Below are 12,753 nucleotides of genomic sequence, written 5' to 3' on the forward strand. Positions count from 1 at the left end.
ACTCCTTTCTCATTTTGGGACTAATTTTTAACTGAACTATCTTTGCAACAGTTGATTGATCAGCCGCCAATATAGCCGGCGTCAGCCAAAACAGCCTTTGCCTCCGATACTCTCTTTTCTGCAATCATCACCACTGGACCGGTGCATCCCATACCGCTCTCAGCGTAAATATTTTTCTGCCATAAATGCTGCACGGCATCTTCTAAATCCAAAATTTCAACGCCATGTATTTCTTCAGTAACAATTTCTTTATCTGGTGCAGCTACTTCCTCTTGAATGGCCTCTTTCTTTGGCTGCGCTTCTTTTAGTAAGGTTTCTAAAGATGCCTGCTTCAATCTTGTAAATTCGTTTTTTTGAACTTGCTTGAAGTCGCCACGAACCAGCTCATCCGCGAATTCGATGGCCCCACAGACAACGGGGGCTCCCGACGCACGAGAAACAATCATAATTAATTTGTCCATTCCTTCGCCGACGCCTGGACCATAACCGAAGCCTAAAGATTCATAATTTCCTCCAGTACTATAGGAAGAAAAGACTTTCTGCAAAATATTCCCCGTTAAGGAATCCATCACCATGACGTCGCACGTTCCTGCCAGAACATCATTGCCTCGCATGACTGCTCCGCCGTCGCTGCGGTTGGATTTTGCAAAGTGGATCGGATACCCATTATCCATCAATTTTTTTAGAATAATCTCCGCTTGGCGCGCACCGTCAATATTCAATAAGCCGATAGTTGGCTCCGCAATACCGCAGGCTTTCGCTGTGATAATGCCATACAAGGCATTCAACACTAAAGCTTCAACGCGTGTTAACGCAGAAGTACCTGTCGTTGTCGCAAGATACATATGCTTGCCTTTTGCTGGCGTGATGACTCGACCAACAGTAGAAATACCGATGGGAAACGGGTAATGCATTGTCACACCGGCATCCGCCGTTCCTTCAGACAAAACCTTCTCCAGCTCTTTTTGTGCTTCATCTGTATCTGAAACTAAGATACTTTCGATGCCTGAATAATCAATTTCCTTAGTCCCAATGACTTTCACAGAAATTCCTTTATCCGCCGCCATTTTCGCCGCATCAATCAGCTCTGCTTCGTCATGCTCACTCCCCAAAGCAGTCAATGCCACTGTTGACGAAACACTCCGTCCGGTTTCCAATGTATCCGCAAGTTCCTGAAATACCTCAGCAATTATTTGTTTCGTATCTTTTCCAGCCATAAGTTTATTCCTCAAGCTTTCCAACAAGATGGCTCGCGAAATCGCGTAAAGATTCCGCAATCAACTGCTTAATTTGTTCTTCAGAAACAGCCGCTTCTGGTTCTCCGCTATTTTTTTGCATCATAAAGGAAATCCCATCAAATAAGTTCGTCATCCGCCCTAAGAAAAGGCTGCCTTTTCCGACAAACATCGTCCGATTGAGTTCACCAGCCAAAATATTCTCGCGAGCAAAGCCTAGATAAGGAATCCCAGAAGGAATATGACCTTGAGTCGGTGCCCAGCCCACCATGCCGTGCTGCTTCACGAAATCGGCCAATTCGGCTTTTTGGATTTGACCTTTCATCACTGCCAATGCGCCGATCATTTTATAATTTGCTTCCGGAACATTGCCTGCTCCCGCCGGTTTTGTAATATCTGGATTTTGCATCTCAACAGAGTATTTATCGACATCGGTTAATTTGAGACCCGCTTTTTCTAAAGGAATACTCGTTAAAGAAGAAATCACTTTTTGCGGCGAGGCCCCTGTGCCAACGGTATGACGTCCGACAATATCGGTATTTAATTCTGGACTAATCCCATCATTTTCAGAAATCAATACCGCGAAACTTGCGACGCAGTCTTCTAGAATCGGCAGTCCTTTGTTCAAATGGTCCTTGCCATTCATGCCTAATTTTGCAGTCGATCCGCCAGCCGCAACGATCACATTTTTGAAAACACCAGATTTTACTAATGAAGCTGCTTGAATCAGAGCATGCGTTGGTCCAGCACAAAAACCGCGAACATCGCTGCCTGTCGCGTTTTCCAATCCAGCCATTTCTGCTGCCGCCTTTGCAAAGTTCCCGCCGCCGCGTTGATTCATATCGCCACAGGCTTCCTCTGAACATTCCAAGACATATTCAATTTCGTTTTTATCGATGCCTGTTTGTTGAAGCAAGTGTAAAATCGCAATCGTACAAGAGGCCTTTGAAACAAGATTTTCAAAAATGACATGCGCAAATAAGGTATCATCCAAATTGTGAGCGGCTTTTACACAACCAACGATCTCGTCATTAAAGCGGATCGGTTCTGCCTTCTCATTTTCGATAAAACCTAAGATCTCATCAGAAGAAACTTCCTCTGCGAGCTTTGCTAAAATTTTCTCCTCCAATAATGGATGTTTATCTAATTTATTTTTTACCTGTTTACTAAATTCATCATTCAATTTGACCAAATCAAAAACATCAACGTATTTCAGCATGCCGATAAACTCATCCTCTGGCATGATTTCTCCAAATTTCCCTTGTCGTTTGTCCTCAGCCTGTTTGTCATACCAAGGAGTTTCGATTTTTTCGAGCTCTTCTGGAGTCATGTTCCCGATATAAACTTGATTCGGCGGATAGGACACGCAGGTTTCGTAATCGCGCAAGTGGTTGCTTATTTCTTTTAAGTATTCTGAATCAGGATCAATTTTTCTTTGAAGTGTTTGAGTAGTGCCATTATGAACGACCATATCTGGAGTATGTGCCAGATAATAGCTCGACCCTTTCAATACGCTATACATAGGAACATCCTTTCTGATCAAAATTTTGGAATGATACTGAACAAGTCATCGTCCAGTATCATAAAAGAACTGCACGCAAAACTTATTCACTTATTTGACTTCGAATTGAAGCCATTTCGTCGACAATATCGTCAACATCTAAGACCATTCCCATCATTCCAACTTGTTCCTCGTACAGTTCAGAGTCGATCGCTTCTTTCATTTCTGGTTCAACGATATGATATACGTCAAGTCCTAACTGGACTCCCGCTAATGGACCGGCATACGTAGGATCACCCAAAGTTACAGTTTCAGCTGCTAACCCAGCAGCTTCACCTTCCGCCGCGCCAAGAACAACAACAATATTCTCAGCACCGAATTCCTCTGTAAACTCTTTGACCCTCTTTTGATTTTCCAGATCCATTGCGCCCGCGGCCGTTCAGACAAAGCATTCTGTGGATGAGAATACTACATCTGCGCCTAGTGGTTTCACACATTCTTCAATGGCTTGCCCGGGAACGCCGTCTCTGTCGCCGAGGATGATAACTTTTTTGTCTTTCAGCAACATAATGATTCCTCCTTGTTTTTTTATTATTTAAACGGTTTGATCCGTTAAATATACTTTTGAATCATTGCTTCTACACTCTCAGGTGTAGCATCGTCTTTCACCAGCTCTTCGATTTTTTCACCGTCTTTATAGATAGCGATTACTGGTATGCCAAGAATTTTTTGGCCGATCGCCACTCTTCTGGCTTTCGCTGTATCTAACTTAGCGAATGGTATTTTCTCACTGTATTTATCCGCAAATTCTTCGATACTGGGCATCAAAGCTTGGCAAGGTTCACAAGTTTCTGAGAAAAAATCAACCAGCATCGTTCCCTGACTTTGCAATACTTCCGCTTCGAAATTCTTTTTATCTAAAACTTTCATAGTCAAACTACTCCTTAATCAATTTTCTAATCCACACTTCATCTGCCAATCCGCTTACTTATGCAAAGGTACGGAGCTGACATTTCAAGAAAAATTTTAATGATGCAGATACTTTTCAATCGCAACAGCCGCTGTACAGCCATCGCCACTTGCTGTGACAACTTGACGAACATTTTTGACCCGAACATCGCCAGCAGCATATACGCCCGGAACATTCGTCGCCATCTTTTCATCGGTTTTAATGTAGCCTCTTTCCATTTCAACGATATTTTCAAAAATTTTCGACTGCGGCAAATAACCGATAAAACTGAAAATACCAATCAGCCCGTCTTCTTCGTCAGCATCGAAGCGGGTCATTTCATTTGTCTCAGTGTTGCGAATCGTGATCGCTTCAACAATACCGTCACCCTCGAGACTCTCCACGACCGAATTATAGACATAGTGGATCTTCTCGTTGGCTTTAACTTGTTCGATCGCGATCGCATCTGCGGTCAGTTCTGCGAGATTTTGAATGATCGTCACTTTACGAGCAAAGGTTGATAGGAAGATCGCCTCCTCTACCGCTGAATTCCCGCCGCCGATCACAAAAACTTCCATATCTTCGAAAAAAGCCGCATCACAAGTCGCACAATAAGAGAGCCCTTTACCCATGAACTCCTTTTCATTCGCACAACCGATCGGCCGAGGGTAAGCTCCTGAGGCGATAATGACTGAACGACCTTGATATTCCCCTTTTTTGCCCTTGATTACTTTCACATCATTTGAAAAATCGACTTCAACAATCGTATCCGCTGCGCGCTCAACACCGAATGATGCTGCTTGCTCGGTCATCCGTTTAATCAGAGAACGACCGGATTCCTTCTCCAGACTGCCGGGATAATTCTCAATCTCGGAAGTCAGTATGATTTGTCCACCATCCTTCCCCTTTTCAATTAGCAATGTTTTTAACCTTGCCCGCCCAGCATAAATAGCTGCTGACAATCCCGCGGGACCTGCACCGATGATAATTACGTCATACACTTGCATATCTATCCTCCATTCCTTTCCATATAAAATACGATGAAAACTCACCGTGATTTTCTAAAAAGCCAAAATGGTATCGCTTTCTTTTTTAAAAGCCCGTTACTTGCAGTTCTAATTGTGATTTGATGAGCATTTCAGAGTACTCAAATAGATTAGCTTCTAATAAAATCTATTCATCCAATTATAGTCGATTGTCGACAAACGACTAACATAGACAAACCCATTTTATCAGCATTCATTTCGACTTTCAATCTTTTTTCTATTCATTTTTGTTGTTATTTATTTTTTAATCGTCCTTCGTCTTTTAGAAATAATTTACAACCGTTTCATCTGTTGCCTAATATAATCAGATACGTGATATAGTTACTATTTTCACTTAATCCACAATTCCTTTGAATTATAATCCCAAACTTGAAATTCAAAATATTGTAACTATTAAGCTGACCTACTCCTTTAAACCAAAAACAGTCAAATAAATAGTTTACTTTTTTTCAAATAGTTTTTTTGGCTGATGATGCTTTTTCTGCTTGAAGCGTTATCTATTTTTATATCGGTAAAAAAATAAAAAGCCAGAGCGTCTTTCCTCTGACTTAACGCAAAAAATCCTCGACAACTGTCGAGGATTTTAGGCTTATCCGAATGCTTGCTCTGTCCGAGAAATGATCTCATCTTGCAGAGCTTTTTCTAAATTATTGAAGTAATCGCTGTAGCCCGCTACCCGAACAATCAAGTTTTCGTATTCCTTCGGATGTTTTTGCGCCTTCAGCAAGGTTTCTCGATCAATCACGTTGAATTGGATGTGGTGCCCGTCCAAAGCAAAGTAGCTGCGAACTAGTGAGGCCATGTTCGTGATTCCCGCTTCACCTGCTACCACACTAGGAGTAAATTTCTGATTTAGTAATGCGCCGCCGGTTTTGGTTTGATCGATTTTCGAAGCAGATTTGATTACTGCTGTCGGACCGTTGCGATCGGCCCCTTTTTCTGGTGAAATACCATCTGGCAATGGGATTCCTTTATGACGGCCATTTGGTGAAGCCTCCATGACTTGACCAAAGTATACGTGGCACGTTGTCGGTAAGAATTCTACTACTGTTTTCGAACCTTTCGGTGTTGGTCGTCCCGCGATCACATCTTGTAATGATGCCGCGACATCTCGCAATAACATATCCGCATATTCATCGTCATTCCCGTATTTAGGTGTTTCATTATAAACTCTGTCGTAAATCTCGTCGTAGTTTTCAAAGTCCGCTTCACAGGCAGCCAGCAACTCTTGCATCGTCATCGTTTTTTCTTCGAAGACGTTGTGTTTGATTGCCGCCAATGAATCAGTAATCGTCGCGATCCCAACACATTGAATGTAGCTGGTATTGTAACGCGCGCCGCCGGCATTGTAGTCTTTTCCGACCTTGATACAATCATCGGACATCACAGAAAGCAATGGTACCGGCATGAATTCCATGTACATCCGCTCAATTAAATTATTCCCCGCAACCTTCACATCCACCACGTATTGCAATTCTTCATAAAAAGCGTTGAAGACCTCTTCATAGGTTTTCATCTCAGTGAAATCGCCCACATCGATCCCGACTTGTTTATCAGAATAATGATCGTAGCCGCGATTCATTGCCAATTCAAAGATTTTCGGAATATTAAGATACCCGGTCAATACATAGGCTTCTTTTCCGGCCACACCAACTTCGACACAGCCTGAACAAATTCCGCTCTCTCTGGCATCATCAACGGATTTTCCTAAGTAGCTTAGTTCTGCCAAAATCGCTTCAGAGTTATACATCGCCGGTTGTCCCCAGCCTTTACGCGAGACTTTTAATGCTTCACGCAGGAATTTCTCTGGTGATTTCCGCGAAATTTGTACATTAGAACTTGGCTGCAACAATTTCATTTCGTCCATAACTTCTAAGATTAGGTAGCTGACATCACTTACGCCGCTGGTTCCATCAGGACGCAAGGCCCCAGTGTTTAAGTTACAGAAGTCGGTATAAGTCCCACTTTCTTTTAAGGTGATTCCGACTTTTGGCGGCGCTGGCTGATTATTAAATTGAATCCAGAGATTTTCTAACAACTCGCGCGCTTCTTCACGGGTCAAACGACCCTCTTCAATATCTTTTTCATAGAAAGGTTCTAAATGCTGATCCAATTTCCCTGGAGAATAAGCATCCCAGTTGTTCATTTCGACAGTCACGCCAATATGAGTGAACCAATACATTTGGATCGCTTGACGGAAGGTTTGCGGCGCATGCTCTGGAACCACATCGCAGACTTCAGCCAGCTCCAACAGTTCCTGTTTCCACTGCGGGTCTGTTTCTGATTCAGCCATATCGCGACATTGCTGCGCGTAGCGTTTGCCGTAAATGATCATCCCTTCGCAGACTAACTTCATGCCTTCTAATTCTTCGCGTTTATTCAATGCTTCCATATCATTGTTATAGTCCAAGCTGTCGATTTCCTGTTGGATATCTGCTATGAAATCAGCGAAGCCTTTTTGGTACATTTTTCCGTCTGCTACCGTATGTCCCGGTCCGCGCTGCATCAAGAATTCTGTATATAGGCCGCCATCAAATAATAAGTGCCATTCTTCTGGTAATAGACGATTCATCCGTGTCATCATCGCACGATCGTGCCAATAAGGAATAATAACCTCTTCTTGAACCCGTCGATCTTCTTCACTCACTCGGAAAAATACTTTTTCGCGATTATGCATATTGTCGAAATCTTCCAAGGTGTGGCAGCATAATTCAGGGAAAGTTGGTGCCGCCCAAGGCTTGTCACCCTTTTCTCCAAGAACTAACGAGCCTTTTTCAATGTAGTTCGTTCGATTTTCCATGATGTACTTGAAAGAAAGACCGCGTAGAACAGGGGCAGAAACTTTACCTTCCCATTTCTTGTAGGCCTCGGTCAATAGGACCGCTCGTTCCATCGAAATACTCGGTGTACATTCCTTATCACTGATCTCCCGCAACCGTTTGATTCGTTCTGTGCTCCCTCTTCTTGTTGGTTCCAGTGTTAATTCTGTCATTACTATTCCTCCTGTTTTATGTTTTGATCCAATGCTTCCTTATATTTCTTTATCCGCCGATCGTCACTTGATAACCAGCATCTTGATAAACCTTTTGAAGCCGTTCAACTTTTTCGTCTGCCGGTTTGATAAAGTTTTGCGTACACACACGTTTCAAACGTTCATATTTGTCACGGCCAAAATCGTGATAGGGCAGCAGTGAAATTTCATTCACATGAATTTTTTCTTTTGCCAACCAGTCAATAATCGCCTCCGCATCTACTTCATCGGCATTAATTTCATCTAATAAGATCAAACGTAAATTGATCTCCGCTTGGTTCTTTGATAAGAAACGTAAATTTTCCAGGACCAGCTGATTCCCTGCACCGGTATAAAGCTGGTGATTATGTGAATCGATGAACTTTAAATCGTACAAAAACAAATCCGCGTAAGGTAAAATTCGCTGATAATTCTCCGTTGGTGCTACTCCGCAAGTATCAATCGCGACCGTTATCCCCAATCGTTGACACTCTTGCGCCAGTTCCACTACATAATCCATATTTTGCGCCATCACTTCACCGCCAGAAAAGGTCACCCCGCCCCCTGACTGATCATAAAAGATTTGGTCTGATTGGATTTTTTTGACCAACTCACGAATCGAATAGTCCTTGCCAATCAGTTCTTCTTTGCCGTATTTGTTTAACATGATTTCCGGTCCAAATACTTGGCTTTCAGGATTGTGACACCATTCACATCTGATAGGACACCCTTTGAAAAAAATCGTTGTCCGAATCCCCGGACCATCGTGGGTCGAAAACTTCTGAATATTAAAAATCGTAGGCTTTTTCACGTTCTTCCCTCCCGCCTCAATTATAAAGCGCCGCTCGCCTAGTTGCAAGCGCTTTATTCATAATAGTGAATATTTTAACTTATTTTTTCTAAAGTTTTTCATTTAAATGATGGTTAGGCGTTTTACGGTTTTTCGGGTATACTAAAAACAACTAATTGATGTCAGGATACGCGCAATAGGCATCCTGCTCAGTTCTTTCTTAATCAGAAATTACTTTAATATGAAATAGAGGTATGGAGATGAATATTGGCGAAAAAGTAAAAAACCTGCGCAATGAACGCGGCATGACCCTTAAACAGCTTTCGGAGGCGACAGGCCTGTCTACAGGCTTTTTGTCTCAATTTGAACGAGGAATCACGACTATTGCGGTAGAGCATTTGTCGAATATCGCGGATTTATTCAAAGTAAAAATCAATTACTTCTTTGAAGAGGAGCCCGAAATCGAACCGATCGTTCGCGGATATGATCAACCAGTCATCCATAAATTGAACAATATGATCTACAAGCAGTTGAGCCGGACACCTCAAGATAAACAGATCGCACCGAAGATGATTGAGATCATGCCCCACGAAAAACGTGAGCTGCCTACTACTTATCCGCATCAAGGTGAAGAATTTGTTTATGTATTAGAAGGAATTTTGACCTTGGTGATCGAAAAAGAGACCTACCAGCTTTATCCTGGCGACTCGGCGCATTATTTTTCGACGATTGATCACAACTGGGACAACCAGACGAGCAATGTTGTAAAATTCATCGTCGTTCATTCCCCAAATGATTATTAAAAAGCGCTCGATCAAAAATTTGATCGAACGCTTTTTTATTTCACCGCACAAATGCCAAAGTTCATATCTCTGAGGAAGACCGCTTGTGCCTGATTCATTTCCTTGAGTAACGCTTCTTCATTGATGCTTTCTAAATCTGTTTTTGTTGCGGCGCCTGTTTGAATGATTCGCCCCGCCATCATCTGAAGCAGCCAAGCAAGATCGCTGCCTGATTCAGCCGTCTGTAAAACGGCTTCTGCACGAACATCCTTCACCGAAAGCCCCGCCTTGGTGAACAATGAATACATTTCAGAACCAATGTGGATATTCCCTTGTTCATGAGCGACGGTTTCCCAGACCCACTGTTGCGCTTGGGTGTGCAGCGGAAATTTTTCAGCTAACGTCCCCGCTCCTGCTGCATCGCTTTCTTGAAAAATCATACGTCCGTTGGGCTTTAAACAATTTGCTAGATCCTTGATTGCCTGAAAGGGATCAGGCAGATACATCAGTATTCGCCTACCGACAATTGCGTCAAACGTTCCTAACTTTTCCGCCGCAGCGTCAATCGGCAGCGTCATGAATCGTACATTAGTCAGCTGTTTTTCCTCAGCTGCCTTTTGGGCACCTGCAATCGCTGCTTCATTGATGTCAATTCCAACAATTTCACCAGTGCCAGCCATCAGCTCCTGAATTAAAAAACTGACTTCGCCAGTGCCGCAGCCGACATCTAAAACTCGCAGGTTTTCTTTGATCCCAGAGTCGATCAATAATTTTTGGGTAAACGTATTACGTTCATTCATTTTTTTACTTCCTCTCGCATGCAAGTTTAGCTAGTAATTCAGCAAAAATCTTTTTTAACTGTTTTTGTGTTGATAAGAACAATTCCGGATCATACTTGCTCAATTCTTCTTCGCCAAACGCCCGCTTCTCAATGTATTGATTATAACGAATCTCCAGCTGCAGCGCTTCGATCGCGGCCTGCTCCCCATAATGGCGCGTAATAAATCCGCCGCGAAACGGATGATTATTCGAAACACTATACCCTTGCGCCTCTAGTAACTCCGTCAATGTCTCACGCAAATCCGCGCTGGCAGTTTGATCTGCATGATTTCCAATCACAAAATCAGCCGGTTTCTGCTGATCAGCATTCGGATATTCCGCAAAGCTATGCAGATCGAACAGGTAGATTTTTGAAAAATACTTTCGTTTTTCCTCGATCAATTCATGCAGCGCTTGATGATACGGCCAATAATATTTGTTCAACCGTTCATCGACCGTTTGTTGCGAGAGCGTCTCATCATACAACTGCTTGCCAAAGGTATTTCGCTGATAAACCGCGGTAGCTTGATAATCCTCGCCAGACATACGACTCTCGCGATTGGGATCAGCCGCATACCGATTCACCTGATTTTCGATCACTGTATAGCCGCTGGCTGCCAAAAAGCTGTACAATTCCGGTAAAAACCAGTCAGTATTTGCTAGAACAGCCTCGTTTCGTAAACTTTTCCGCATCTCTTCTGGTAGCCAGGTTCCGCTATGAGGCAGGCTGATAATGACAGGCGCTTGATTTTTTCCTTCATTATAAATAGTGAATGGGTTCATTTATTTCCTGCTTTCTTTTTCCTTGATTATAGGCCTTTTGAAATAATTAATGAATACAAAAAAACTGACAAGGTTATTATACCTTGTCAGTTCGTTGTCTGTTTAGTTTTCTAAAGCTGTCAAACGTTTACACATATCGATCAATTCTTGCGTCAAGCCGATATAGGAAATGGCATTCATTAAATGGTCTTGACTGTGTACCATCAATAGCGTCACTTCTGAATTGTTTCCGCTTGCCTCCGCAGTCAATAGCCCTGTCTGCGTATTGTGTGCTTCAACCAATGCCTCGTTTGCCGCCTTCATTCGTTCCTCAGCTTCGGAAAAATTATTTTCCTTTGCCGCGGCCAAAGCAGCAACGGCTTCGCTTTTCGCATTGCCGGCATTCATGATCAAGCCCATGACTACTTGTAATTGTTCATCGTTCATCTGCAAAAATTCCTTCCATCACTTTATCTATTTTAGATTTCATCAAAATCGAATGTATCAAAATCAATTTCTTCTGTTTCTAATTCTTCGGCTTCTTTTTCCTCGCGCAAGTATTGATCATCCAATACCTTGATAAATGGATAGTAAATCACCATTCCTAAGACGATCAGCAGAGCCTGCAGCACCGAGGCCTGCCAGCCGCTGACTAAGAATCCAGAGATAATCGGCGGTACTGTCCATGGCAACTGAATCCCGTTTGTATAAGGAACGATGCCCCAATCCATCGCAAAATAAGAAATAATAATATTAATAGTAGGAACTAGTGCAAATGGGATCAAAATAATCGGATTCAATACGATCGGCAAGCCGAAAATAATCGGCTCATTAATCCCGAAAATACTTGGTACTAATGATAATTGCGATAGTTTTTTCACTCGCTGGCTCTTACAAAAGATCACCATCACGATAATCAATGATAGGGTCGATCCGCCGCCGCCGAAAGTGGCAAACATATCTTGGAATTGGCCGGTAATGATATTAGGAATTTCATGACCATCTTTAAACGCTTGCATATTTTCAACTGACAACGCGCGTAGAACTGGATTGAATACCGCTCCAACAACACTAGAACCGTTGATTCCGAAGAACCAGAAGAAGTGCAAGAACAAGTAGGCAACGATCATTGCCCCTAAAGTATTTCCTAAGCTTAATAATGGCGTTTGCAGGAATTTAAAGATGACATCTTGCAGGTTCCCCATTGATGTTAATGAAACTAGCCAATTGATAACGAACATGATCGTTACCACAACAAAACTTGGAATCAATGCTTCAAAAGATTTCACAACGGTCGGCGGAACGCCTTCTGGCATTTTGATCGTCCAGCCGCGGTGAATCACTGCCGCGAAAATTCGAGTTGAAACTAAAGCGATGATCATCCCTAAGAATAGACCGCTTGAACCCATCCATTTTAACGGCAAGCTGGTTACTTCATAAACTTGAGTACTATTTTCAGGAGTAAACATCGTCGTATACGGTGTCAAAATGAAGAATGAAACCAAAGCCAGTGCACCTGACTGGATCGCATCGATCTCTAATTGACGCCCTAAACTGTAGGCAATCCCGACAACAGCCAAAATGGCCATTACATCAAAACTCGCCGAAGCGGGTACTGACATCAGTGACTCCCAGTTTTTTCCTAGAATCGGAGAGATCATATTGCTCCAATTAGGAATCGGGAAATTCGCAAGTAATAGGAAAAAGGAACCAACGATTAATAATGGCGTTGAAATCAAAAATCCGTCACGGATCGCAATCAAATACTTATTTTCTCCGATTACTTTGGCCAGCGGTGTTAAAATTTTCTCCAACCAGTTTAAAAACTTCTGCATCTTTTTTTCCTCCAATCGATCATG

12 protein-coding genes are annotated in these 12,753 nt (G+C 42.6%); 1 reads left to right on the top strand and 11 read right to left on the bottom strand.

Going from position 1 to position 12,753, the window contains the following annotated elements; translation table 11 throughout:
• Positions 1-59 precede the first annotated feature (59 nt).
• The 7 genes from grdD to PGP85_RS07785 form a co-directional block, all read right to left on the bottom strand.
• On the bottom strand, positions 60-1,217 hold the full coding sequence (gene grdD / locus PGP85_RS07755) for a glycine/sarcosine/betaine reductase complex component C subunit alpha (RefSeq protein WP_270326925.1): 1,158 nt from the start codon (positions 1,215-1,217) through the stop codon (positions 60-62).
• 4 nt (positions 1,218-1,221) lie between these two features.
• Positions 1,222-2,757, bottom strand: a complete 1,536-nt coding sequence (grdC, locus tag PGP85_RS07760; protein ID WP_270326926.1) for a glycine/sarcosine/betaine reductase complex component C subunit beta — start codon at positions 2,755-2,757, stop codon at positions 1,222-1,224.
• Positions 2,758-2,839: 82 nt separating this feature from the next.
• A complete protein-coding gene (grdA, locus tag PGP85_RS07765; RefSeq protein ID WP_408639893.1) occupies positions 2,840-3,304 on the bottom strand; it encodes a glycine/sarcosine/betaine reductase complex selenoprotein A in 465 nt (154 codons plus the stop codon).
• Between the two features lie 44 nt (positions 3,305-3,348).
• Positions 3,349-3,666: a thioredoxin TrxA gene (trxA, locus tag PGP85_RS07770; RefSeq protein ID WP_010741698.1), complete on the bottom strand. Its 318-nt coding sequence runs from the start codon at positions 3,664-3,666 to the stop codon at positions 3,349-3,351.
• A 96-nt stretch (positions 3,667-3,762) separates the two neighbouring features.
• Positions 3,763-4,692: a thioredoxin-disulfide reductase gene (gene trxB, locus PGP85_RS07775; RefSeq protein ID WP_270326928.1), complete on the bottom strand. Its 930-nt coding sequence runs from the start codon at positions 4,690-4,692 to the stop codon at positions 3,763-3,765.
• A gap of 628 nt (positions 4,693-5,320) precedes the next feature.
• Positions 5,321-7,723, bottom strand: a complete 2,403-nt coding sequence (hypD, locus tag PGP85_RS07780; RefSeq protein WP_010741696.1) for a trans-4-hydroxy-L-proline dehydratase — start codon at positions 7,721-7,723, stop codon at positions 5,321-5,323.
• A gap of 49 nt (positions 7,724-7,772) precedes the next feature.
• Positions 7,773-8,552, bottom strand: coding sequence for a glycyl-radical enzyme activating protein (locus PGP85_RS07785; protein WP_270326930.1), 780 nt, complete (start codon positions 8,550-8,552; stop codon positions 7,773-7,775).
• Positions 8,553-8,791: 239 nt separating this feature from the next.
• Between PGP85_RS07785 and PGP85_RS07790 the strand changes: the two genes are divergently transcribed.
• Positions 8,792-9,334, top strand: coding sequence for a helix-turn-helix domain-containing protein (locus PGP85_RS07790; RefSeq protein ID WP_010741694.1), 543 nt, complete (start codon positions 8,792-8,794; stop codon positions 9,332-9,334).
• 35 nt (positions 9,335-9,369) lie between these two features.
• Here PGP85_RS07790 and PGP85_RS07795 read toward each other — a convergent pair whose 3' ends face one another.
• The 4 genes from PGP85_RS07795 to celB form a co-directional block, all read right to left on the bottom strand.
• Positions 9,370-10,113, bottom strand: a complete 744-nt coding sequence (locus tag PGP85_RS07795; RefSeq protein WP_270326933.1) for a methyltransferase domain-containing protein — start codon at positions 10,111-10,113, stop codon at positions 9,370-9,372.
• Between the two features lie 4 nt (positions 10,114-10,117).
• Positions 10,118-10,915 (bottom strand): N-formylglutamate amidohydrolase, encoded by a 798-nt coding sequence (locus tag PGP85_RS07800; protein ID WP_270326935.1) that lies wholly within the window; start codon positions 10,913-10,915, stop codon positions 10,118-10,120.
• Positions 10,916-11,017: 102 nt separating this feature from the next.
• Complete coding sequence (locus PGP85_RS07805; protein WP_010741691.1) at positions 11,018-11,341, bottom strand: PTS lactose/cellobiose transporter subunit IIA; 324 nt, start codon at positions 11,339-11,341, stop codon at positions 11,018-11,020.
• Positions 11,342-11,373: 32 nt separating this feature from the next.
• Positions 11,374-12,729 (bottom strand): PTS cellobiose transporter subunit IIC, encoded by a 1,356-nt coding sequence (gene celB / locus PGP85_RS07810; protein ID WP_010741690.1) that lies wholly within the window; start codon positions 12,727-12,729, stop codon positions 11,374-11,376.
• Positions 12,730-12,753 lie beyond the last annotated feature (24 nt).

The organism is Enterococcus malodoratus, from assembly GCF_027659535.1.
Classification (GTDB): Bacteria; Bacillota; Bacilli; order Lactobacillales; family Enterococcaceae; genus Enterococcus_A; species Enterococcus_A malodoratus.